At 58.8% G+C, this 23,010-nt stretch carries 21 protein-coding genes and 5 pseudogenes; 10 read left to right on the top strand and 16 right to left on the bottom strand.

Annotation, left to right across the window (positions count from 1 at the left end; translation table 11 throughout):
- Positions 1–179: 179 nt before the first annotated feature.
- Positions 180–323 carry a hypothetical protein gene (locus ACFOHJ_RS00490; protein ID WP_378217409.1) on the bottom strand — a complete coding sequence of 48 codons (144 nt, stop codon included), beginning with the start codon at positions 321–323 and terminating at the stop codon, positions 180–182.
- A gap of 516 nt (positions 324–839) precedes the next feature.
- Between ACFOHJ_RS00490 and ACFOHJ_RS00485 the strand changes: the two genes are divergently transcribed.
- On the top strand, positions 840–2,183 hold the full coding sequence (locus ACFOHJ_RS00485; RefSeq protein WP_378217407.1) for a chloride channel protein: 1,344 nt from the start codon (positions 840–842) through the stop codon (positions 2,181–2,183).
- A 532-nt stretch (positions 2,184–2,715) separates the two neighbouring features.
- On the top strand, positions 2,716–3,090 hold the full coding sequence (locus tag ACFOHJ_RS00480) for a diacylglycerol kinase (protein ID WP_378218025.1): 375 nt from the start codon (positions 2,716–2,718) through the stop codon (positions 3,088–3,090).
- Between the two features lie 307 nt (positions 3,091–3,397).
- Here ACFOHJ_RS00480 and ACFOHJ_RS00475 read toward each other — a convergent pair whose 3' ends face one another.
- Together ACFOHJ_RS00475 and ACFOHJ_RS00470 are read right to left on the bottom strand one after the other, a co-directional pair.
- Positions 3,398–3,574: a hypothetical protein gene (locus ACFOHJ_RS00475; protein WP_378217405.1), complete on the bottom strand. Its 177-nt coding sequence runs from the start codon at positions 3,572–3,574 to the stop codon at positions 3,398–3,400.
- A 129-nt stretch (positions 3,575–3,703) separates the two neighbouring features.
- Complete coding sequence (locus ACFOHJ_RS00470; protein ID WP_378217403.1) at positions 3,704–4,180, bottom strand: hypothetical protein; 477 nt, start codon at positions 4,178–4,180, stop codon at positions 3,704–3,706.
- 165 nt (positions 4,181–4,345) lie between these two features.
- On the opposite strand from ACFOHJ_RS00470, the gene ACFOHJ_RS00465 reads away from it, so the two are divergent.
- The 4 genes and pseudogenes from ACFOHJ_RS00465 to ACFOHJ_RS24885 all read left to right on the top strand — a co-directional run bounded on the left by ACFOHJ_RS00465 (position 4,346) and on the right by ACFOHJ_RS24885 (position 7,421).
- Positions 4,346–4,687, top strand: a complete 342-nt coding sequence (locus tag ACFOHJ_RS00465; protein ID WP_378217401.1) for a hypothetical protein — start codon at positions 4,346–4,348, stop codon at positions 4,685–4,687.
- A gap of 315 nt (positions 4,688–5,002) precedes the next feature.
- On the top strand, positions 5,003–5,440 hold the full coding sequence (locus ACFOHJ_RS00460) for a hypothetical protein (protein ID WP_378217399.1): 438 nt from the start codon (positions 5,003–5,005) through the stop codon (positions 5,438–5,440).
- 772 nt (positions 5,441–6,212) lie between these two features.
- Positions 6,213–7,284: pseudogene (locus tag ACFOHJ_RS00455) on the top strand (IS630 family transposase).
- Complete coding sequence (locus tag ACFOHJ_RS24885) at positions 7,281–7,421, top strand: DUF7947 five-stranded beta-barrel domain-containing protein (protein WP_449224156.1); 141 nt, start codon at positions 7,281–7,283, stop codon at positions 7,419–7,421. Before ACFOHJ_RS00455 ends, ACFOHJ_RS24885 begins: the two are co-directional and overlap by 4 nt.
- 1,349 nt (positions 7,422–8,770) lie before the next feature.
- On the opposite strand, the gene ACFOHJ_RS00450 is transcribed toward ACFOHJ_RS24885, so the two are convergent.
- The gene (locus tag ACFOHJ_RS00450; RefSeq protein ID WP_378217397.1) at positions 8,771–9,016 is read right to left on the bottom strand and encodes a DUF7662 domain-containing protein; all 246 of its coding nucleotides are present in this window, start codon (positions 9,014–9,016) and stop codon (positions 8,771–8,773) included.
- Between the two features lie 223 nt (positions 9,017–9,239).
- Between ACFOHJ_RS00450 and istA the strand changes: the two are divergent.
- Positions 9,240–10,501: pseudogene (istA, locus tag ACFOHJ_RS00445) on the top strand (IS21 family transposase).
- A pseudogene (istB, locus tag ACFOHJ_RS00440) lies at positions 10,498–11,322 on the top strand (IS21-like element helper ATPase IstB). Before istA ends, istB begins: the two co-directional pseudogenes overlap by 4 nt.
- A gap of 551 nt (positions 11,323–11,873) precedes the next feature.
- Here the strand turns inward: istB and ACFOHJ_RS00435 are convergent.
- The 3 genes from ACFOHJ_RS00435 to ACFOHJ_RS00425 form a co-directional block, all read right to left on the bottom strand.
- Positions 11,874–12,149, bottom strand: a complete 276-nt coding sequence (locus tag ACFOHJ_RS00435) for a hypothetical protein (RefSeq protein WP_378217395.1) — start codon at positions 12,147–12,149, stop codon at positions 11,874–11,876.
- Between the two features lie 1,628 nt (positions 12,150–13,777).
- Positions 13,778–14,146: a low affinity iron permease family protein gene (locus ACFOHJ_RS00430; protein WP_378217393.1), complete on the bottom strand. Its 369-nt coding sequence runs from the start codon at positions 14,144–14,146 to the stop codon at positions 13,778–13,780.
- A 62-nt stretch (positions 14,147–14,208) separates the two neighbouring features.
- A complete protein-coding gene (locus tag ACFOHJ_RS00425; protein ID WP_378217391.1) occupies positions 14,209–14,736 on the bottom strand; it encodes a YciE/YciF ferroxidase family protein in 528 nt (175 codons plus the stop codon).
- A 183-nt stretch (positions 14,737–14,919) separates the two neighbouring features.
- Between ACFOHJ_RS00425 and ACFOHJ_RS00420 the strand changes: the two genes are divergently transcribed.
- A complete protein-coding gene (locus tag ACFOHJ_RS00420) occupies positions 14,920–15,180 on the top strand; it encodes a hypothetical protein (protein WP_378217389.1) in 261 nt (86 codons plus the stop codon).
- Between the two features lie 232 nt (positions 15,181–15,412).
- Here ACFOHJ_RS00420 and ACFOHJ_RS00415 read toward each other — a convergent pair whose 3' ends face one another.
- The 4 genes and pseudogenes from ACFOHJ_RS00415 to ACFOHJ_RS00400 form a co-directional block, all read right to left on the bottom strand.
- A complete protein-coding gene (locus ACFOHJ_RS00415; protein WP_378218085.1) occupies positions 15,413–15,544 on the bottom strand; it encodes a hypothetical protein in 132 nt (43 codons plus the stop codon).
- A gap of 5 nt (positions 15,545–15,549) precedes the next feature.
- Positions 15,550–16,287: pseudogene (locus ACFOHJ_RS00410) on the bottom strand (ISL3 family transposase); the annotation flags it as partial.
- Between the two features lie 261 nt (positions 16,288–16,548).
- Positions 16,549–17,427: a hypothetical protein gene (locus ACFOHJ_RS00405; RefSeq protein ID WP_378217387.1), complete on the bottom strand. Its 879-nt coding sequence runs from the start codon at positions 17,425–17,427 to the stop codon at positions 16,549–16,551.
- A 63-nt stretch (positions 17,428–17,490) separates the two neighbouring features.
- A complete protein-coding gene (locus ACFOHJ_RS00400) occupies positions 17,491–17,685 on the bottom strand; it encodes a hypothetical protein (RefSeq protein ID WP_378217385.1) in 195 nt (64 codons plus the stop codon).
- Between the two features lie 210 nt (positions 17,686–17,895).
- Here ACFOHJ_RS00400 and ACFOHJ_RS00395 point away from each other — a divergent pair.
- Positions 17,896–18,314 (top strand): annotated as a pseudogene (locus ACFOHJ_RS00395) (GFA family protein).
- 228 nt (positions 18,315–18,542) lie between these two features.
- Here the strand turns inward: ACFOHJ_RS00395 and ACFOHJ_RS00390 are convergent.
- The 5 genes from ACFOHJ_RS00390 to ACFOHJ_RS00370 all read right to left on the bottom strand — a co-directional run bounded on the left by ACFOHJ_RS00390 (position 18,543) and on the right by ACFOHJ_RS00370 (position 23,002).
- Positions 18,543–18,701 carry a hypothetical protein gene (locus tag ACFOHJ_RS00390; RefSeq protein ID WP_378217383.1) on the bottom strand — a complete coding sequence of 53 codons (159 nt, stop codon included), beginning with the start codon at positions 18,699–18,701 and terminating at the stop codon, positions 18,543–18,545.
- Between the two features lie 152 nt (positions 18,702–18,853).
- On the bottom strand, positions 18,854–19,138 hold the full coding sequence (locus ACFOHJ_RS00385; protein ID WP_378218023.1) for a DUF982 domain-containing protein: 285 nt from the start codon (positions 19,136–19,138) through the stop codon (positions 18,854–18,856).
- 797 nt (positions 19,139–19,935) lie between these two features.
- Positions 19,936–20,115, bottom strand: a complete 180-nt coding sequence (locus ACFOHJ_RS00380; RefSeq protein WP_378217381.1) for a hypothetical protein — start codon at positions 20,113–20,115, stop codon at positions 19,936–19,938.
- Between the two features lie 425 nt (positions 20,116–20,540).
- On the bottom strand, positions 20,541–21,848 hold the full coding sequence (locus ACFOHJ_RS00375) for a Coenzyme F420 hydrogenase/dehydrogenase, beta subunit C-terminal domain (RefSeq protein WP_378217379.1): 1,308 nt from the start codon (positions 21,846–21,848) through the stop codon (positions 20,541–20,543).
- Positions 21,849–21,928: 80 nt separating this feature from the next.
- The gene (locus ACFOHJ_RS00370; RefSeq protein WP_378217377.1) at positions 21,929–23,002 is read right to left on the bottom strand and encodes a polysaccharide pyruvyl transferase family protein; all 1,074 of its coding nucleotides are present in this window, start codon (positions 23,000–23,002) and stop codon (positions 21,929–21,931) included.
- Positions 23,003–23,010: the final 8 nt, after the last annotated feature.

Below are 23,010 nucleotides of genomic sequence, written 5' to 3'. Positions count from 1 at the left end.
CGGTCGTGGTCGATGCGAATCAACCAGATCGAGGCGAGCAGGTTTCATTGACGCCTGTTCTATGGATAACAATTTATTAACTAGCCACACCTTGCAGGATCAGACTCTTTATGTTTGCCCGGCAATTGCCAGAACAAACACATGGAAGGCATTATTCGTGGGTGGCGAACCTTGCCGCCTCACGGGTGCTCGGTGATGTTGTTATGCCTCAATTCAAAGGCATCGACATCTGTGTTCTGCTTGGCGAAGTCATCCTGCAATTCGCTCCATGAACCGAGGTAAGCACCGCTACAATGAACCGGCGTTTCTTCGGTAGCGTCCACCGAACGTCCAAAATGATTTTTGCACTCCAGCTAGCAGTGCAAGCAGGTCATCCTCATGAATGCCTTGAACAAAACCAAGCGGCGTTAATGGTAGCTCATCCCGTTGCAGTTTTCTGACCGGAAACCCATGTCCGACCGAAGCTTCGCCGTCCGAACGCATTATTTTTCTGCAGTTTGATGCCCGTTGTTTGGTTCGAAGGGAGTTTCGATACAGCATGTCCGCGACACGCTCGAGCAATTGCGACGCTATATCGAGACCTGGGAAGAGCATGATGAACGCGAGGAGGGAACACCCTCTTCTCTGTCGCACTCGAAGAGGTCAGACGGAAGATCGCGACAGGCACTTGCTCAGCACACGGCTGAGCGATGACTTCCATTGATGGAAAAGCGGAAGCCCGCTCCTGCCAGCGTCTTCCGCCGGGCCTTCGGTGTTTTCCGATCGCTCCCAATTTCGCTTGAGATGTTTTATTGGGGGGAGTGACCCTAGCGACCCTCTCTCCACCGTGGCTGTAAAGCATGCGACGTTTCGACTTCGTTGAGCCCGTTGTAATGTTGGCCACCGCCATCCAGTGGCTTGTTCTGGCTATGCTTGTGGGCGCTGGCGTCGGCTGTGGTACCAGCCTGTTCCTGCATGGCCTGTTTTTCATGACCGACCGTACCGCGGCGGTGCCTTTCTGGTTCCAGGTACTTCTCTTGCCCGCCGGCGGACTTCTAAACGGCTTGCTGCTACATTACGGCTACCTGGCCGGACGTCTCGACCTTAAGGATACGTTGTTCGCTGCGGTTCATGCACAAGCCGGCCGCATGCCGTTCCTCACGATGCCGATCAAGCCCATGGCCGCCATCATTACTTTGGCCAGCGGCGGCTCGGCTGGCAAGGAAGGACCTTGTTCGCATATCGGCGCCTCAATCGGCGCAGCCATCGGCGAGATGCTTCATCTCAACAGCGAGTTGCGGCTGCGGATAGTCGCCTGCGGAGTGAGCGCCGGCTTCGCCAGTGTCTTTGGCACGCCGGTCGCAGGCGCGATCTATGGCGTTGAGGTGCTGGCGATTGGCCGTATTCGCCATGACTTCCTGTTCCCCGCCATCGTCGCCGGCATCGCTTCGTATCAGGTGAGTCTCTTCTGGGGGATTGCCTACACCTATTATCCCCTTACGGCCTTGCCCCCTTTTTCCGAGATTCTCTTCTTCAAGACGACGTTAATTGGCATCATCTGCGGGCTAGTCGCGCTTGTGTTCGTCGAATTTGTACATAGGGCGCGAGCACTGTCAGAACTCGTGAGGATCCGCCTCGGGGCATGGCCACCACTAATGCCGTTCGGCGGCGGGGTACTGCTATCGCTGCTGATCGTCGTCATTCCAACTGATTATCTCGGGCTGAGCCTGCCGCTGATGGATCGCGCGCTGGCCGGCGAAGGGATGCCTTATCTCGGCTTGCTCTGGAAGATCCTCCTGGTGGCAGTGACCATCGGTTCGGGGTTCTATGGCGGCATAGTGACCCCCCAATTCGTGATCGGGGCGATCGCTGGCAACGCCTTTGCGCCGCTCGTAGGTATCGATCCGAGCTTAGGTGCCGCCATCGGGCTGGTCAGTGTCGTTGCGGCCGCTTCCAACACTCCGATAGCCGCCATCTTGATGGGTGTGGAATTGTTCGGTGGAACCCCTGGCACGCTCTATGTCGCAGGTGCGGCAATTGCCGCCTATCTCATCATCGGGCACCGAAGCATCTATCCCGAACAGCGGTTGGCTTACGTCAAGACATCCTGGATGCGGGCTCCGCCCAACATGCCGGTAGATACTGAAAAGGTACGCCTGTCATATGGTCTTTTGCGGTGGTGGCGCCGTGTAAAGCGTTGGTAGACGTATCCGATCCAAGCCCACCACCCGAGACGCCGGTGGGCTTTGCGTGTTCATGCACCGGTAGTCTCATAAAGATCACCCCGGTGTACTCTGTCACGCCAATGCCAGACCCAAGAGCGATGTGAACGGCGTCGTATCGTTACCAATTCCCCTTGAGAATGACGCGGTTACGGGCTGCGCCAGAAAATCCACTCGTCATCGCGCGCCACCGATGTCGGAACATGGCAGCGCTTCTGCGTAAACTGATCCGTCACCCGGGGAAAACCGGTGGCTTAGGCGCGGGATCGGGATCAGGTCGAGGCGACGGCCCGGGGCCTAGCGGGACGGGTTTGTCCGGGGCATCGGGGTTCTCTTTGGGTTGGCGCTCGGGATTCGGATTTTGCCTTTTGGGATCGGTCATCTATCTTTCCTTTCAAGACAACAATTGCCCTTGGTGGCGATCGTTCCGGCGATCGGCTGAAACTGGGATGGGAGAGAGAATTTGCATCGGGCGATCGTAAGAGTGATCTGCGCGATCGGACAGTCGGGACAGATGGGCCTCGAAGGGCGCTTGCCGTGGGAGGGAAACCGAGCGGCCGAGTATAAAGCGGATGTCGCGCGGTTCTTCGAAATGACAAAAGGTCATGTCCTTGCAGCAGGGCCCAAGACTATCGGGAGCGTTCCGGAGTTTGCCCGTGCAGATCGGGAGTTGCTTGTCCTGCGCTCCAGCATGGTTCCGGAGAGGACGTTGCAAGGTTTCCCGGGTCGCGTTGTCTTCATTGGGGGCGGACCACCAATATGGGATGCCTATGCGCGGTTCGTAAGCCGTTGGGACATTACACGCTTACCCTACGATGGCCCGGCCGATCGCTGGTTCGATCCGAACTGGCTGATCCAGCCGGAAAGGGCGCATGACGTTACTGCCTAACTTGGCAGCCAAAGCAAACCCGGACGTAAGCCCATGGTTCTTGAGCCGTCGCGGTCGCTTGGTTTAGAAGTCAATCGTCTCCCGGTAAGCAAACACACCAGATGGGAGAGCGTTCCCATCGCGGGAAAAGTGAGCGACACGGAATCTGGGCAAAAGCCTCGATCCGGTGAGATGGATGGGCGCTTGTCAGTGGCGTCAGATACGGACCGCAGTCACGAGCAAATAGGCGCCAGGGATCAGAGCCAGGAGCTTCGATTGCCACAGGCCAGAGATAGAACGGGCCAAGCACGTGAAAGGCCGCCGGGCTCTAGTCCGGCTTGTCCTGCTTCAATGGAAAGGTGGCGTCGCCGCTTTTCTTCCCGGTTATGACCTTCGGATCGGCGCTGCTGACCCCATCGTTCCTGCCATCAGCCTTGGACTTGGCGAATTGCCCCTTGGCGTCTGCTTCAGGATCGCGGCTTCGTTTCGGATTGCTCGTTGTCATCGGTACGGCTCCTGTCTGATGAGGGAAACCGGGAATTGGCCACTTCGTTCCAGGTCGCCGTGGTGGCGGCCGGACTGAAGGCTGGTCAAGGGAAGCTGAAATCGCGACGATGAGCGGATGGCCGGCAGTTCACTTCTCCTCCCTCTTTCTTTTCCTCAGGACTTCATCCGTTCCGACCAGTGGCTTCGTCCTGCCGGCGATCGCTGTCGAAACCACCGCCGGCGGGTCGCTTGCGGGGAAGGTGTCTTCCAGCCCCTGTTGAAGCTGGCCCTCGAGCGTTTCCGCTTTCTCGGATCGGCCTTGCGTTCTTCGCGACTGAACGTCCTCGAGCGGCTGGGTCATATCCGGAGAGGACTTAACCGCGCGCACGCAGGCATATAGCTGCTCGGTCGCGAACTCCTTCATGTCCTCGAAATCGGTATCGTCCGCCGATGACCGGTCGATCATCTGGACCATGGCCTTTTCAAAGCGGTCGAGGCTTTCCGCGCCGCATGCCCTGCTCAATCGAAGCAGGGCTTCGTACAGCATGCTCGGTGCGAAGTGGGCAGCCGCTTTTTGACGAATGCCCTCCAGCTCATTGCTTGAACCCTGTTGCAGCTTCGACATGGCATTGCTCCGGACCTTGAACGTGACCGTTGTAACGCCTGGAAGCAGCGGCGGTTCCTAGTCCGATGAGGCAGGAGCCAAACCGAGTCAAAACGTGATATCGCCGGGCCGGAACCAACGGTTGCCATTCATATTGTACTTTGATCAGAACGAAAGGCTAATTCGATGAACGCTTTCCCAAAGATCGTCGCTACCGCGGCTACCGCACTGCTGCTAACTGGCGGTTTTGCAATGGCAGATTGTGCCGACACGACAGCCTCCAGCGGCAACTCTGCCGCGGCAACTAAGACGCCTCCGATCTCCAAGGACGGCAGTAAGGCTCCCTTGGAGGTGCAGCCCAATAAGCAAGCCACTGCCACTCCCCAGAAGAACGGTACCAACATGCCGATGGCAGAAGATAAAAATGTAGCGACTTCCCAACAGGATGTTGAGGCGCAGCAACATGGCGACAAAGCCGCAGCAGCGAAGGCTGAAGATAAAAAGGAGCCATGCGGCAAGAAGGGTTGAATGCGGAAGCGCGTACGCGGGGATCCATGCCCCCGCTTCTCCGGGCTTCCTAGCCTCGCGCTTAGCTTGCCGCGTGGCTGTGGGCGGGTCAGTAGCGCGTTGGGTCCGAGCCGATCACGACTCCGCCGGATATCTGGGACGCGCTAGCGCGAGCTGCTGTGGCCCAAGCTTGCTGCGCAGCCGGTTGACGTTCTGGAGCGGCGCGAGGGCGTTTGTTACAGCCATATTTGATCGACAGGGCGGATTGCGAGGTCAAGGTAAGGCGCTATACTTGGGAGCAGGGCTCGGGGCTAACCACCGCTATAGGAGGTTGCTGTGAAGCACCAAACCCTAGAACAGCTGCATGCGGTCGCTGAGGTTCAACCCACCCCGGCACCACTTGGAATGACCAGAAACCAGCGTCTCGAACGCTGGTCGGAGTTACTGACGCGCGACCCCAAACGGATGTTGACGACCCTTGAAGGAACCGAGCACCGCCCGATGCGAACCCGGGTCTCGATGCGGGCGGAGGGCTCACCGATTACGGTTGCGTTCCAGGACGATGTTTTGCGTGAAGAAGGACTGGCGAACGACAGCTACGGTGAAGCGAAGCGCTTCTTCGAATTGACAGATAACGAACTCCACGAAATCGTTTGCTCCTGCCACGTAGGCGCAACCATGCAAGCGTCCAGGGCTGCGCATCGCGTGCGCGGGGCAATCAGGGGCGGCAGCGTTATGCAGCGGCTACGGCGAGTACTGGGAATACACCCCTGACTAACCGCAAAATTGAAAAGCCTGTCCCCAGCGGGAGCGACGGGCATCCGGAGTGGATCGTCCATCTCGCGAAGGCCCGGGGCTCAGTACCCGCATCTCGGCCACTGGCGATAACAGATGCGCAGAGAGAACGCGCGGCGCGAGCCCTTTGTCGGCGTGCCGGAGATCCAGAAGACCCGACCTTCTACGGCAAACCGATGTGGATGAACTACCTTGGAGAAGTGGACGCAGTGCTGAAAGCGATAGATTCGCCGCCAGACCCACTCGAGAGAGACGTAACCCACGCATTTTCAATCCAGGAGGCGATAAAGAATACGGCAAGGGCCTTTTGGCGGGGGATCGGCTTGGCTAAAGTGGAGTAGCCCGCGCATTTATGGCGTAGCCTTATATCACGGGCGGCCACGGGTTTCCTTTTTCCCGCTGACCTCTTCGAGGTGACGGAGGGAGACCGTCCACTTCCTCAAGTTCATCGCGCGCTTCGCAGGTGCTAGTGTCACAATTGCGCAAAAGCGTCGCGGACATGCTGCATGCAGGCTCCCCGCTCTGACGACAAGCCGGAGTAAAAGACATCCTCTTGTGGTTTCCGGAGGACCGAGCCACCGCAGCACCTGCGGGGTTCACGTCGGTTCCTAGGCGAACTGCAGTGTGACCAAAGACGCCGATGCTTTGTAATTGAAGTCCGGCAACATCATTGCGCCAGCGGGAGGTAGTCGTTGATAGCGGCGATCTCGTCCTTCTTGACGGTTTCCTCTGTCGCCAGATCATAGGAAGTTTGCAGCCGAGAGTCGTTGAGATCAAACCGAGCCATACGCCGTCGGAACTGCGCCGTCTGGCGATATCGACGAAGGACGCGAGCCAGAGCCGGCGGTTGTTGTCGATTGCGGCGGTTCTGGACGGGATGAGCCGCGCAGAGGCGGCTGAGCCGCGCAGAGGCGGCGAAGATCGGCGGCATGGACCGGCAGACGCTGCGCGACTGGGCCCATCGCTTCAACGCGCTTGGTCCCGCCGGACTGAAGGATAACCGCCGCCGGGGAAATCCGAGGCGGCTGTCGGCGGCGCAGCAGGCGGAGCTTGCCGGGATAGTGGGAACCGGCCCGGACCCTGCGGTCGACGGCGCGGTGCGCTGGCGGCGCATCGACCTCCAGCGGGTCATCGAAGAGCGGTTCGGCATCGCCTATCACGAGCGCAGCATCGGCAAGCTGCTCAGGGCTTTGGGCTTCTCGCACATCAGCGCCAGCCAGCGTCACCCCAAGCAGGATGGCCAGGTCGTTCAAGCAAAAAAACTTCCCGCGCACGCTTGCGGCCCATCTCGCGGGCGTGACCCGCAAGAAGAAGATCGAGATCTGGTTCCAGGACGAGGTGAGGATCGGCCAGAAGAAGGGCCTCGTGCGGCAATGGGCGCGCCGCGGCACGCGGCCGCTCCAGCCCGCCGACCAGCGCTACGAGAGTGCCTACCTGTTCGGCGCCATCTGCCATCGCGAGGAACGGGCGCCGCGCTGGCGCTGCCCTTCGCCGACACTGATGCCATGCAGCGTCACCTCGACGAGACCAGCCAGCATGTCGCCAGAAACGCCCATGCCGTATTGCTGCTCGACCGCGCCGGATGGCACACCACAGGCAATCTCATTTGGCCCAGGAACATCACGCCGATCCTGCTGCCGTCCCGCTCGCCCGAGCTGAACCCCTTCGAGCAGGTCTGGCAATATCTACGCGCCAACTACCTGTCCAACCGCGTCTTCGATGACTACAACGCAATCATCGACGCCGCCTGCGAGGCCTGGCGAAATCTCCTCGCACAGCCGCACACGATCACCTCAATCGGAATGCGGACCTGGGGCGCATGAGGGTCACTTGTGAGGGCCGTTGGTATAACTCATATTCATCGGCGTTTGATAGCCAGAAGCCGATCACCGTGAAATGCAAGCCGCAGTACGCGGACGGTGAGCTTGATCGGCTCTACATTTCTGACGTAGCGGCCTAGTGCCGATGCTAGGTCATTCGTCGGCCCTTAAATAGCCGTGCCTTGTAGCCAGTCGCGAATGATACGCCGAATACCGGGCCGAATTCGCCCAAGTCAGGCCGGTTTTTATTTCAACACTTGGATGGATGCCCCGGCACGACGGCTTGGAGCCCACCAGCCACGATCCTGTTGAGAATGGAACAGGCGACCTCGGCGCGGGGTTCCGATCGGTTAATCAGCATTTGGCCGCCGAGCAGAGCAGGCTCCTCAAGCTTGGTGTCCCAAACCGTCCAAGACCCGTCTTTCTCTCGGATGCAAGTAAATCGAGGAGCGTCATCAGCCACAATGGACCTCGTGCGATTGCCTCCCGCGCGGCGCTCATCGATAGTTTCGGGCTCTTTTGCAATTCAAATGTGGTACGGGGTGGCAATTTGACGCAAAAGGCCGCCGGGGCTCGGCAACAAACCCGGTACAGATCGCTGTCGCAAGGCGGTGTAGCGAGATGAACCGGCAGATGCTTGCGGGGCCTGCACTTCTCGCGGCGAACGCGGTCAGGATAGTCCGCCGCAACAGCCGGTTTCAGTCCGGCAACACGCCTCGCACCATGTCGTTGGCACACGCTCCATGGCTCTGGCGCCTAGCGCCAGAACAGCAGGATAAGGATGATGATGGGGATCGGTATGCCGAGCAGCCAGAGCAGTATTCCGCGTCCCATTTGCCTGTTCCTCCATTTCGGCCGGCGGGTGTGCCCGCCTGCCATTCTCAATGGCGGACAAGCAAGAATGTTCCCGAATGGCTCGATGGTAAGCCCGTCGACCCGAACCATCCGTGGAACAGGTGACGTACGGTCAATGCACGGAACTCTGGTTGCCCTTCAATCCCACAGGCGGACGATTCTCCGGCGATGGTGCCGGCAGGAGAGCGGGGGTCCGGTTCTCCTCGACAATGCGAGGTATCACGCGCCAAGCGGCGAAAGTGGCTGCGGCAAGTAGGGCTAGACGGATCATGGGCTTCTCCTCTGGCTCACCAATGGCCGCGCACTGAGTTTGTTCCAAATGCCGAGCAAGCCTTCAGTCCACCGCCCACCAGGCACAGGCAATCGCCAGCAACAGCGCCGAACCTATGACCAGACACGCGACAAGCAGGAATAGCACGGCTGGTACAAGACGGCACCGTGGCAGGCGACCAGAGAGCGCCAGCTTACCGCCGAGCCGCTATGCCGGATGTGCAGGGGGGCAGGCAGGCTGACCCCGGCAACGGTGTGCGCGATCACATCGAGCGGCATGGTGGCGATCCGGTGCGGTTCTGGCACGGCCCGTTCCAGTCCCTGTGCGCGCCCTGCCATTCGAGCGAGAAGCAGCGGCAGGAGCTCAGTTTAGGCGGGTGAACGTTACCACGCCCCGAACTATATCCACCTGCGCGGTGTAGCCTGCTGCCCGCCACGATTTACATTGAGTGTGCGTCGTTACCTCGACGTTCTCGTTCGACCACCATTCTGGGTGCGTACGCGCAGAGGTTGGCAACGGGGCCAATGCGTCGAGCTCATCAAACGTCATCGTTACGGTGCTGGCCTGCTGGCGAAGCAGATAATCCCGCCAAGGATCGTACTTCGACATCGGTTTCATCTCCCACGAGCACGCAGCAGATGGGAGTGGGGGCCTCGAAAGTCTAGAGGGCTTGGGGGCTTGTCATCGGGCGATGAATATTCCCTGATTGTGGGCATCGAAAATTCCCTTGTTGGCGCTTCTGCCGCCAGTTCCGGGACGCGTCCCGGAACTGGCGGCTTTCGCCCCGGTGCCGATAGTCCGTTCCGATCTTTGCGGGACGGGAGCGGCGCTGGTGGTCCAACTTGGAGAACGTCTGATGATATTGGACCTACACCGTCAGGGTCTGTCGGTGACCGCGATCGCCCGTCGAACGGGCCGCGATCCCAAGACGGTCCGCAAATACATCGAACGCGGGCTGGAACTGCCCGTCTATGGTCCGCGCCATGTGGGGCGGCCGTACAAGATCGCGCCCTTTGTCGATTATCTGCGTGGACGCGTCGCTGCCTATCCCGATCTCACGGCCATTCGCCTGACCCGCGAGATTCGCGAGCGCGGTTATGAAGGCGCTTATACGGCAGTGAAGCGCTTCGTCGCGGCGATCCGGCCAGAGAACCATCCCAGGCCATTCGAGGTGCGGTTCGAGACGCCGGCAGGGTATCAGGCGCAGGTCGACTTCGCCCGCTTCGTTACCGAGTTCACCGACCAGCCTGGCGTATCGCGCATCGTGTGGCTGTTCTCGCTGGTGCTTGGCCATTCGCGCTACATCTTTGCCCGCTACGTCATGCACCAGGACCTGCAGACGCTCCTGCGCTGTCACATGCAGGCGTTCGACGCCATCGGCGGCGTGCCGATCGAGACCCTCTACGACAGGATGAAGACGGCCGTGACCGGTGAGGATAGTGAAGGCCACATCATCTACAATCGCTCACTGCTGGCGCTGGCCGGCACTATGGCTTCCAGCCGAAGGCCTGCCGGCCCTATCGCGCCAAAACCAAGGGAAAGGTCGAGCGACCATTCCGCTATATCCGCGAGGACTTCTTCTTTGCCCGCAGCTTCCGCAATCTCGACGATCTGAACGATCGATTGCGCGGTTGGCTCGATACGGTCGCCAATGTTCGCCTGCACGGCACCACGCAGCGCATCGTCAGCGATGCCTTCGTTGCCGAGCAGCCGGAACTTCAGTCCCTGCCGGCCGGTCCCTTCGATGCCCTTCTCAAACTGGAGCGTCGCGTCAGCCATGATGGCCTGGTCTCGATCGGCGGCAACTATTACAGCGTTCCCGACCGCACCCGGCGCATCGTCGAAGTCCATCAGCTTGCCGATTGCATCCGCATCCTCGACGAAGGTCGGCTCGTGGCCACCCACCCTGTCCTGGATGGCCGTCGCCAATATCGGATTGATCCCGCTCATCGACAGGGGGCGGTGCATCATGCGGCAAGGAAGACTGCACAAGACATCGTCGTCGGACGCCGTGGCGACCATGTCGCCCGGCGCTCGCTCGACTTCTACCAGGCCGTCGGCGAACGAATGGCAGATACGAGAGGCCGGCTATGAGCATGCAGTCATCCACGATTGACAGCATCCGGAAAAGCCTGGTCGGGCTCCGCATGCCGCGGGCTCTCGAAGCGCTCGACGCCACGCTGCGAGGCATCGAGCAGGGCGAGATCGACGGCATCCAGGCCTTCGATGAACTTCTGGTCGAAGAACTCACCCTGCGTGAGAGCCGACGCATCAAGGCCGCCCTGATGATGGCCCGGCTGACCACGATCAAGACGCTCGCCGGCTTCGAAACCGCATCATGGCTCTGGCCGAGCTGAAGTTCATCGAGCGGGCGGAGGTTGTCCATCTTCTCGGCCCGCCCGGCACCGGCAAAAGCCATCTGGCGACAGCCCTTGCCGTCGAGGCCGTGAAGGCCGGAAAGAGCGTCTACTTCTCCACGCTCGCCGACATCATCGCTTCGCTGGCGAAAGCCGAACGCGAAGGGCAATTGCGCGAGCGGATCCGGTATCTGTGCCGCGCCTCCCTGCTTGTGGTCGACGAGATCGGCTATCTCCCGGTCGTGCCTGGCGGCGGAAACCTCTTCTTCCAACTCGTCAACGCACGCTACGAAGGGCGCTATGATCCTCACCTCCAATCGCGGCTTCGCCGAATGGGGCGAGGTCTTCGGCGATCCCGTGGTCGCAACCGCGCTGCTCGACAGGCTGCTTCACCACGCCGTCGTCGTTCAGATCGAGGGATCCAGCTATCGGCTGCGCCAACACGCCGATCTCGTGCCGGAGCACGTTCGCTCCAAAGCGCTCATCAATCCGCCACCACCGCCGAAAAAGCGCGGCCGCACAGCGGGAGTGAAATCCACCGATCACGACCCCGGCTGATCACCGAAACCTTCACCCGCCAGGTAGGGAAAATTGGATGCCCACATTCGCGGAAACTGCGGTGCCCATTGACAGGGGCTAGACCTGCTCAGGGTCAAATTTTCACGCGTGCAAAACTGAAGGTAAAATATGGCTGGCGGTCGACCTCGTAGACCGACACGCCTGAAGGTGGTCGCTGGCACGGCTCAGAAATGCCGCATCAACCCGGACGAGCCTTCCACCAAGGGCGGCTGGCCGGCTGCGCCTGAGTGGCTTTTCGGCGGAGCGAGCGCGATCTTCGAGGAAACGTGCCGGCGCATGTCGGGCATGGGCACGCTCAGCGAGGAATGGGCAGACATGATCGCCGATTACGCGTCTTATCGAGGAAGTCGAAATCACGACCGGCATCATCGAAGACCTCACCCGCACGAAAACGTCCGGGAGGGGCTGTGCATCTTGATGAAACGAAGGGGTCTTTCATTCCTAACGCCCAACACAACACCGCCGTTCCAGCCACTCCCACCCCGAGCGCGCCAAAGGGAGGTCACGCAGTGACCTGGCTCCTAACACGATCATCCATTACCGTCTGTCGGCTTGTCGAGGTGAAACCGCGCTTGCTGCTGCCGCGCTTCACGCGTGACCTGATCGGCAGCTTCCCGTTCGCTCGATCGCTCGCGCAAATCCTTCGCGGCTTGAACGAGGAAGACCCGCTCATTGCCATATTGCTCGATTAGTATTCGAACCTCATCGGCGGCTACACCATTTTCCCGCGCGAAACGCTCGACCTCGTCGTCGGTAAACACCGTAGCACTGTCACGGAAATCCCGCTCGTTCTTGTCGTTGGTCATTTGGCGCTTCTCCTGGTCCTGCGAGGGAGGTTTTGCGCGCCTCGCCAATAATGAATAGCCATTGCACGTACTCCCGATAGGTCGGTCAACGTCGGGCCGGCGATTCGGTTGCGCCTCGTGAAACGAATCACGGGCTTGCCGGAGTGCCGGTGCCGCCATACATCACACCGGCTCGACCAACGGCAGCACTGGACGATCTGGATGCTGTTGAGATTGTCGAGATCATGCGCAGCAGGCGGGGAATCTACAAAGGCCGACGACCGACAAGTCAGACATTTTGCGGCGTCATCCCTGATCAGTGTTTGATTTTTTGCCGCGTCTTTCTTCAAGCTTATTGCGCGAGTTCCAAGGGCTCCTCCCATCCGACGGCATGCCACATGAATTGCCTTTTATTGAGCCTTTATATCATCCTCGGTAATGCCATCGGGTGTGGCGGGCTTTGCGATAGCTCTCCAGCGCACTCTGCCTCGGCAGAGCCGTCCGAATAATCCGATTTGGATTTTAGTAGGTTAATCTTCTTCTTCGGCAATCGCCGAGTTACACATGACGACGCTCTCGTTGATGTTGCTATCTCTCTCGAGGCTCGTTTCATAGCGGCCGGCAGCACGGCTATATTCTACACGTCACCGAGTTCAATTCGGTCTCTTTATACCTCTCGCCTTTAATCTATTTGGGAGACCGGAGCACGCTTCGCCTGGTTCGGAACTTGGATGGGCGCCGCCTGGAGCTTCTCCGGCTTCGTCAACTGATGGCGGCAGGTATTTTTTCGCGAGTCCATCTCGCCCTCGCGCGCGTCAGGGCGTGATTGGTATCGTGGCCAAGACGTGAGGAATGGAGGATAGCGAAAAACGCGATGCCTAGCCATCTTATCCGCCGCAGTTCCCATTTTCTACCCAGTGGCCGACGTGAAAAAGAAACCAGTTCCTCCTCATCGATAATGCCTACCATATAGTTGGCCATAACGCGTTGTGCTAGAATTTCCCGGTCGTTCTCGGGGAGATCATTGGCGTGAGCTTTCCCAGCACACGGTTGAACAGGTCAAGTTCGGCCGCATTGAAAGTACTCGTGTACTGCAAGTCGTCATCCTGTGACATTGACGCGTTCCAATGCCTCTGGCCGGAGTGAGTTGCCCCGGCCTCCAGTTTTGTCGAAGTAAAGCGCGCCGCCGGAGGGGACGGGCGACGGGGTCAGAGGAGGTTTCAAGTTCCTCTGTTCGCTGCGCAACATGCGAATGCCATCGAACTGTCGTCCAAGACAAAGGTTCCAATGCAAAATATACCGCAGCTTGTCTCGGACGACCGCGTGCGGCTACCTGGCGTGGCTCGATTGCATCCGTCAGTGTTCGTGGTGACTGCTCAGAAGCGCCATTCTCATACCGCCAAGGATGGCCGGATGACGGCTTCGTCTCGGAAGCCCCTAGAATAGCAATATGATCGCCTGCGGGATATCAGCGGCTTGGCGATTTCGGGCGGAATTGGTGATCCGCCCAAAAGAGATCGGAGAGGGCTTCTCGGCTGCCTGTTGCGGGGTGGCTGCCTCGACAGCAGCATCGACCACATCCTGCTGGATAAATTTGACCCAGCATTCGCTAGGCATCCTTGTAAGGCGTTCAGCGGTGCGGCCGCACGTTACGCCAATTTAGCTGTAGCTCGTCGTTTCGCGTCGGCACAGAGTTGCCGAAACTCTTCAACTTCAGCTTCGGTTAGATGCTCTATCCCGATGAAAGCGTTCTTCCCGTCTCCCGACCTGATCAACTCGTCGAGCTTCGCCTGGATCGCCGCGCCGTCGCGATTTTGGGTGTTCTGGATCAGGAACACCATCAGGAAGGTGACGATGGTAGTGCCTGTGTTGATGATCAGTTGCCAGGTTTCCGAAAAATTGAAGGCGGGTCCGGTGACGGCCCAAAGCACCACCGCCGCGATGCAAATTGTAAAGGCCCAAGGCCGTCCAGTAGCACGCGCGACGGATTCCGCCATGCGGTTGAACATTCTTTCCATGATCGATCCCATTGAAAAGGCCCCGGCAATGCGCCGAGGCCTGAACTCCCTGGTTCATGTCGTTATGCAGCTTCCGCCATTGCTCTTTCATTGGCGCCGCTTTCCCCAAGTGCGGTTAGAGCCTCGTCGGTCGCGGATTCTTCTTCGAGGGTCGCCTTGAGCAGTTTCTCGGCGTCCTTCATGCCGAGCTGCTGGGCCCAGGCAATCAGGGTTCCATACCGCGCGATCTCGTAGTGTTCGACTGCTTGTGCCGCGGCGACCAGTCCGGCATCAATTGCGGGAGCCCCTTTGTACTCCTCGAGAATTTCAGATCCTTCTTCAAGGATGCCGTCAATTGCCGGGCAGGTCTTGCCGCGTGCCGGTTTATCCAGCAGCTCGAATATCTGTTCGAGCCGATCGACGTGTCCTTCGGTTTCCGTGCGATGTTTTTCAAAGGCCGCTGCGACCTCCTCCGCCTCAGCGCCTTTCGCCATTTTCGGAAGTGCCTTCAGGATCTTCTTCTCGGCGTAATAGATGTCTTTCAAGCCGTCGAGAAACAGTTGTTCAAGGCCATTGGTCGACGCTCTCGAGCTCTTTTTGGTAGTCGCCATTGTCGTCTCCGTTGTGGTGAGGGAAATGCCGTTGGGGCCTCCCGATAACACTCCTTCTGGCCATAGGTTCCGCTCTGGATTGCGCTCGAACGAAATGGGGAACAATTGTGATCGCCAACGGTTGGTCGGGTGGCACAGCAAGTGCCTGCGGGGCAGATACCCAACACGCGAAGGCAGATTGTCATGCAGCTACTACGCACGGAATGTTCGATCGCAATCGATTCGGGTGCAGATGCGATGCATCTGGTGACATTTTTGGGCGAAGGCGGAGAATCGATCCAGGTGAGGTTGGCTGCGGTTCCGAGCGAACCCGCAGCTAGCGACAACGAGACGATCGCGAGGGCAGCCGCCACAATGGTTCAAGTGGCGGCGTTCCTTGCGCAGGATGCAGGTGGTTCGCCATCGCAGGAAGGCGGCCGGCGAGAAGGCCACCAATTTCGATGAAGCCACCCCTCTGTGGGCTTCGATCGACATCGGCTCCCGAAGACAGTGCGTGCCGCGTCGTATGGCCGAACTGAAGCGTAGGCCGGTTTGCGTTCGGCTTTGGCTTACCACGGCTGTGCACTGAGGAGGGCGCGGTGGTCGTCCTAAAACTGTGATTTTTCGCGGAATGAGGACCCTGTTTGAGGGGTGATTTTCGTCCAAACGGGGTCTGACGCAAACTCGCTGCATTGGCTCAGGCCGCGCCGATGAGACGCGCCTGGAGCAGATCGATCTTGGCGCGGCCGTACATATGCCGCCTGATGAGTTCGAGCTTGGTGATCTGGCCTTCCGGTCTGGCCGTTAGACCACGGAGAGATGATGGCATTTGCCGACAGCGTCGAGAAAGTCGCGGCTCGCGTTCTCGATCAGCTGCCATCGATCTGTCACCTGGGCGGCATGAGGCATCGTTTTGGCGATTGCCTCTCCATATCCACCACCTCGATCTCGGGCGACAATCGAGATCGACGGATGTCCCCCGGGCCAAGTCCGCGAGGTGTCCTGTTCCCGATCTGGAAGCAATGTCCCGGGCCTGCGCCGCTCGAGGTCGCAGACAATTGTCCCGTATCGCTAGCCGCGTCGGAATGCAAAGTCGTCGATACCGATGATGGCGAGTTTGTCACGCGGCTGCTCAGACCGCCGGCGCACGACACGCAACAGGGTGTCGTTGCTCACCGGCATCGTCGGCGATCGGCAAAGGCAGCGGCCGGGCTGCCACCCAATGCTAGTCCCAAGTGATGAACGATGGTCTCAAGGCGTCCGGTCCTCGCGCGACAACGGAGCCAATACGGCATCGCCAAACCGCTCGGCAAAGATCCGGCGACGGCAAAGAACGGCATGCACCAGAACCGACGGACCGTTACCCGTAACCCGGCGGCCCGAAATCGGCAGATCGGCCACTTTCCGCACATATCGGTTCTGGCTTCGGCGTGAGGCAGTTCCACAGCAAGGGCAGGTCGCCGAAATTGCCGCGGCTCGCACGTCAAGAAATACGCAATCCGTGCCCATCTCCGCACGCTCGACGACGAAACCTGCCGGGCCCAGTCTCGTCGACCCGAATCTCCGTTCCATCGCGCTGATTCCCTCTCGAAAATTGCGCGACATCAGCCTTCACATGCAGCGAAAGTAAGTGAGAGCTCCTTTTGCGCGAAAATACAGGGTCCCGATTCCACGGTCATTGACGCTAAGAACGTTACTCACGGTTGCAAAGCCGGCGGGCGCGCATTTTACCTTAGGGCGTCCAACCTTCTGGCGCGCTCTGAGCCAGAATGTCTTTTGATCAGGACACCCGGATCGGTCGAGCCCAACGTCAAGCCCTATACCCATCGACCATCAAGACATACGGTCGAACCACCTCGGGATCACAGTTCCTTCGTCACGATGCCTGCCCCCCATGCTCGCTGCCCAGAACGCGGCGGCAGCGCTAATAGCTAGCGAAGCGGCGGCGACGAAAGCGGCAATAACTGCAAAGTGCTTCGCGCGTTTGGCTTGCTGCTTTGCCTCTTGGGCAGCCGTCTGGGCATTGGTAATCATGGCGTCGACTCGGCCCTTCGCCTCGTCTTCAGAAACGCCCGCGTGGGCGGCAATGACTTGGGCAAGATATGTCCGGTCTCCTTGGGATATGTCGCCGTTCGCGACCCCACGCGCTATGATCGCCATCGCCTCATTACGTGCATCTGCGGAATTACTTGCCTCTGGCCGGCTGGTACGGAAGGCAGTGTCGACAGCTTGTGAGAGAGGGTTCGATCCTGCAGCAGTGTTTGCTATCTTTTCCACGGCGGCCTGCGCGGCACCACCAGCAACCGTTGCTGCGGTAGTCGCGGCCCCGCTGGCGCTCAACGCCAGGAACAGCGCTCCGACCAAAACTCCAATGCCCCATACAACAAGTCCGTGGATACCGTCACGAACGTCGGATTCATGTTCGGTGGCATCGTGAGCTCGGCGGCGCATCCGACCGGTGACATACCCTCCGGCCATGAAGCTCGAAACCTGCATCCAGACGACCCACAATCCTAAGGCGATGGCCAGCCCCACCGCCGACATACCGGTATTGTCGAACGGAGACGCTAGCGACAGTCCGATCGCAGACCCGAAGGTGACGAGTACGAGCGAGATGGCCGACGCTACGACGGCTCCCGCAAACACCGCTGGCCAGTCCAGATAGCTGCGGGCATCCGCAGCGGTGTCGTTTTTTTCTTCTATAATGGTCATGGTTAATCCTTTCGCGCGACACCGGAATTGTCCGGCCGAAACGATGAATTCCTGACTGGCGCCTCAGCGCAGCCCGAGGAAGGAAAGAATGAACATGATGATCACGATCAATCCGACGAGGTAGATGATGCCGTTCATGATGATCTCCCTGTGCAGATTTGCCGCACAGGAACGCGCCTGCGCGCGCTTAGTTCCGTATGATGGTCTCGAGATAATCCGACGCTTGAGGAGCGCCATTTCCCAACGCTCGGACTTCATCCCTGCTAAAAGGCGCCTTTAGAAAACTGGCCGCATCGACAAGATCAAGCTAGCGGGGCTGTGCCGCGATCGCCTTTGAGATGTTCGCGCGTGAATTTTGGCCGTCCAGGAATGCCTTGATCTTGGCAGAAAAGTTTGATCCGGAGTGGCCCAGCTCCAAGTACTTTGGACATTCTGCCACGCTCCCATTTCCAACATCGGAGGATCAGGATGCACATCGACGGTTCATGCCACTGCGGCGCGATAACTTATGAGGCTGATATAGACCCAGGTGAGGTCAGCATCTGCCACTGCACCGATTGCCAAACGCTTACAGGAACCGCTTTCCGCGTCTCGGTTGATTGTCGAGCGATCGGTTTCGAGTGCTAAGGGGTGAGCCCTCGATCTATACCAAAAGGGCAGACAGCGGCTCCTTACGAGCACAAGGGTTTTGCGGTAAGTGCGGTACCCCACTCTACTCGACGGCCGCTGATGAGAAGTCCACGTCATATGCTCTGAGAACCGGAGCAATACGACAAAGAGCGTCTCTTATTCCTGCTCGCCAGGTCTGGTGCCGTTCAGCTTTGTCGTGGCTGCCGTCATTAAGCAACATTACCCGTCACGACAAGGAAGACTCCATCGCTTTCTAGAAGATTTCTCAATTTGCGCTTCCTGCTCATCACTTAAGAGGGTTTGATGCGCAGAACGGTCGCAGCAGCCACCATAATGTCTCGTCCCACCCGTCATGACCCGACAGGCGATATAGGAGCGTAAGGTGCAAGTGCATCTCTTAGCGTTCTTGCCGGTTGACCCGGACATGGCGTCTCTTTTTGACGATCTCCGTTACAGTCTCCGATGAGCTGAGGGAGCCGCTTAGTTCATAACATGTCCGCACCTGCTTCAAGCGATACCGGACCTACCAGCCCGGTGAAATTATATACCAGCCTTACGACGGCCAAAGCCGTTCGTGACTTTACCAGCGCCCCCTCATACTTGAATTCAGGCGCTGCTTTCAGTTGGCCCTTGGTGGTGTTCATTTTTGCAGACCACCGCCGTGCTCGACCACGAATCCAGACGAATCTACCCGACGCTGGCGGGGTCGGCTCGCCCTTTTCTGCCAGCTGCGCGCGTTCGCGACTGCCTGGATGACTTCTGCTCAGCCTGCGAAACAGCTTCCGATAAAGGCCGGTCAGTCTTGCGGAGTATTCACCAGGGAAGCTATCTGAGGTCTTTGTCGAATACAGACAAGATGGGATTCCTTGGCCGCTCGGATAAAGGCGAGTCGAGCCTGCCTGTGGTTACCAGTTTCGCGCATAGCATATTCGCACGCCTCGCAGGCTGCTTGATAAAGTGGCCCCTTGGGTGCCGGCCACTTGGAACGAAGCACAATTTCAGCTTCGGCCGTACACGCCACGCAGTCCCAAATGCCTATCCAGATAAAGACAGGCTGTCCCCACCATCCACGTACCGTCATGGTGCTCAAACGCCATATCGTGTGCTTTGTTCCATGGCATCTAACCTTCCCCTCGATCTCGCGGATGCTTCGACGAAATGTGATCGTGACGCACTGGTGTAGCGACGGTATCGAGCAACCCCTTTGTCACTGGCGACGCCGATAAAGTCAGCACGTACCGGATGGAGCGTGTGCTGTTCCGACCCGGTTCCGGTCACAGAAACCGAGATCGAGGTTCCGTGCAACGGATCGGCGGCACGTGGTGAGCTCTTTGACTCGCCCGACCTCGAGAAATCAGGCGAACATATTACCGCCAGTCTGGAGCTCGACCGTAGAACAGTTTCTTGCGGCAGGAGCTCTGCGGACGCGGCCCGCCATGACGTGAGAAGGCCATGACGGGCGCCAGGCAGCTGCCTGCAGAGAAATTGCCGAGGCATCAGGAAGGCCAACATCACCCTGGCACCAGATAGATAGAAAACGGGACTCGTCAGCCGGCCCGGCGCTATCAAATGCTGTCCCGTTCCTGATAACGCTGCTTGAGCGGTGTTTTTCCATCCCTCGTCGCACATATTCCCGTTTATCGCCCACGCGAAAATGGCAGGTAGCCGGCAGATCAGCTATGACGAGAGGCGGTCGTAGCGACCGAACTTGCTCGCGCTTGTAACAGGCCGCCGCAGTTCATGGCCTGCAGCCGCCTCGAACATCTACCTCCTTGCTCGTCGGGTCGCCTGGATGCCCGAACCAGTCGCCCGTTGAGGGCGGGATCAGTGGCGTCTGTTCACTTGAAGAAAGTTCTCTGTCAACGCCGGTTTCACGTTTCAGTCGAAGTCACGAATCATCTGCGCTTCCTTTTCCAGTATATCTGCCACTTGATTGGATGAAAGGTGCGTCAGCATTAGACTGACGCAACATTCCAAGTAAATGAGGGAGGTGCGATGGAGATATTCTTCCGTGCGCTCTTGTGACAACTTCCTCAGGTTATTTCTGTCGATATCCATGGAGCGACCTACCTTTTGCAAAGTCACTTGACGAGGGATTGCGCAAGCCTGTTGCCTAACTGCCGGAGTTCGAAGATGTTTCTTACGTCTCCCCGTTTTTCGAAGTGCGCGTTGAACAAACAGAGGCACGACCTGTACACGAGCGGTTCTTGGCCGGTCAGACGTTAGATGACGGGGTGTTATACCGGCCCGACCGATCAACCTTTTTTCGCTGGGCGGTATCAAAAATGCGCCGCCGCTTGGAAGACGCTGTCTGGTGACGGCAGGCGACAAGCTGGAGTTCTTCAAGATCTCGTCGGCGCCGGTTCAGCTGGGAGAAAGGGACGCACTTGGAACGCGTCGCGGACCTGGACAGGACGCCCGCTTTCGTAATCCATTCCGTCAGGCATCAACTATTGGCTCGGGCCTGTGAAGCCCTGTCTTGTTCAACCTCGACCGCAAATTTTTTCGAGCATATCAAATAGCCGGCCGGCTGCACCGCGCGAATAGGCCAGGGCCTGATAGAGTGAAACCGCTGCCTTGGCCCACCAAAGATACAGCCCAGGCAGATGAATGTTCTTCGCTAACGCGAAGGTAAGCTGGCTTTCACGGGCGATCAGATAACGAGCTCGGTAGACGAGTTTGCGGCGCGCACCCAGATGCGCTGCCGATTTGCCGACACGCTTGGAGATCGGGATCGACGGTGGTTTCCATTGAAGGCGATAGGCAAGCCCCTCACGGCGATGCCGCAGGCCTGCAGCTTGTGTCTGTCGCACGAATTGCGCATCTACCGGTGCCAAGCGGATGCGGTTCGAGATTGCCGCTTCCCTCAATATGCCGTCCAGTTCGGGCTTACGGACCACCACCACATTTGTGCCACGAGCATCTGAGGAGTAAGGCTCTATCCACGCATCCCCAAAGGCAATATCCGCTGTTTCGGCCACCACATCGTCGCAGTAGTTGCAGGCCGGATTCTGGAAAAAACCGGCGCCCCAATCTCCGTCAACAAGATCCCACCAGTCTTTCTCACGGCGATTGCCATCAACGAGCTCCAATCTGGCGCGATACCAGCTTGCCGGACGCCCCGGCGTCTTGACCCGATAGTCAATGGCTCTGACGGCACTGGGGTTCACGCCGGCTTGCCACGCCATGCTGTCGACGAAGCGTGCGCTCTTCATATGCCCGCAAAAAAGGCCCAACGTGCAGACGATGCGCTGCCGGATAACCGCATCCTCTGCGATCAGCAAATTGACCGCCTTGATGAAGCAGGGGATGCCAACCACGGCATAGCGACCGGGTGTATGACGGATCGTCTGTAGTACCTCCGACAAATCAACTGGATAATAGCGGGAACAGGCGCCACTACGGATTTCGGCTTCGTTGCGAGATATGGCGTAGCGGAAAAACCTTCCGTCCTTACGCGGATCGGCAGGCCTCACATGCGCGATCCCGTCAACCACACACCGTCGCAGAAGCTCGACTGCCATCCAACTCGCCATGCCGCCCGAACTGCCGCTTGTACGAAAGTCGCCCTCGTCGACATGGCCGACATAGGCTGCCTGAAATCGGCCGATCAGACTGTCCCGGTTAAGAGCGCCAGCATAGAGGCTTTCAGCGATTTGGTCTTCGTTCCTCGCACTTGGGGCGAACGGGCAGATCCGCCCAAATGCCGCTTCCGCCAGCCCAAGCTCGGGCTTCAGGTGACCATAACGATCCCATGACATGCGGGCGTGCGCCTCGCTGCTTTGTGCCACACAGCCGCCGCAGCCAATGCATAGGCCTGCAGCCGCAATCTCGTCGGGACCCGCAAACCCTGGTGCGACTGCAACACGCCTCACGGTTCGAGTGCCCGCTCTAGGAAGCGTTGTGAACGCGCCCGCAAGCTATGAAGGCGACCACTGATCTCCGGCTCCAGAGGTGTTTGCAACAGGCTTTGAACCTGAGCATAGTTCGAACGTTCAGTAATAAGATGAGCGTCAGCGGAAAGTAACGCTAAAAGATCAGTCACCTTGTTTGCCCGGTATGACGAAGTTTCGCAGGCAAATGGCTTTTTATTGATGAGAGCAAACACGCACCCGTGGAAAAAGTTCGTCACCACGGCCGTTGCACTGGCCAGGACTCGCGCGAAATCGCCAGGATCGGCTTGAAGAAACTGCTCATGCGTCCAGGAATTGCGATAGCCGATGCTCACCAGACGATGACCGGTTGCGTGGGCAAAATCTCGGATCGCCTGAGCAAAGCCAGCCGAGAAGCCGTGGCCATATACGGCGATATAAGGATCCTCCGCACTGGATTGCGGCCTCCCGAGGAGGGGAGGAAACAACAGGCAGGGGTCGAAGACCGTTTCCGGTCTCTGGCCCAGCACATTGGCGGCTATGGCGACGCTGTTGGCATCGCGTACTGAAATACAAGAAAATGTGCGGAGACCCTCGACTAGGGCGCTCGGCAAGTAGTCGGATGCCGACTGGCTGCCGAAGCTTGCCGCATAGGCCACCAAGCGGACGGCCTGGACACCATGACCATAAAAGAGCGCATGACCACCATACCAGGGATGGCGTCCGTTCCAGACCTCGTCGCTGCCCACGATCACCAGGTCCCATCGGCCCAAGGAACTAGGATCGTCCAACTCGAACCGGGCCGAACGGGGCAACGCTTCCAAGGCATTTAGAAAACGACGCGTCTTCACGGCATATTGAAGTCGGTCGAAGACAGAGGATTTCGTGGGCAGCAGTGGATCCAGCGCGCACCTCCACTCGCGACGGTTTATTGCGGGCGAGTAATGGTCGAGAAGTACGGCTTCATGCCCCATGCCGCGCAAGCCCTCGATCAAACAACGCGCCTGCCAGTAGGAGCCGTAGTTGATGCAGCGATGAAACGTGAGTACGCCAATTTTCCTTGGGATGGTCATCTGCTCGG

The sequence above is a fragment of the Aquamicrobium soli genome, from assembly GCF_042646345.1.
GTDB lineage: Bacteria > Pseudomonadota > Alphaproteobacteria > Rhizobiales > Rhizobiaceae > Mesorhizobium > Mesorhizobium soli_A.
The sequence above is the reverse complement of the archived record's forward strand: the minus strand, read 5'-3'. Positions and strand labels throughout refer to the sequence as shown.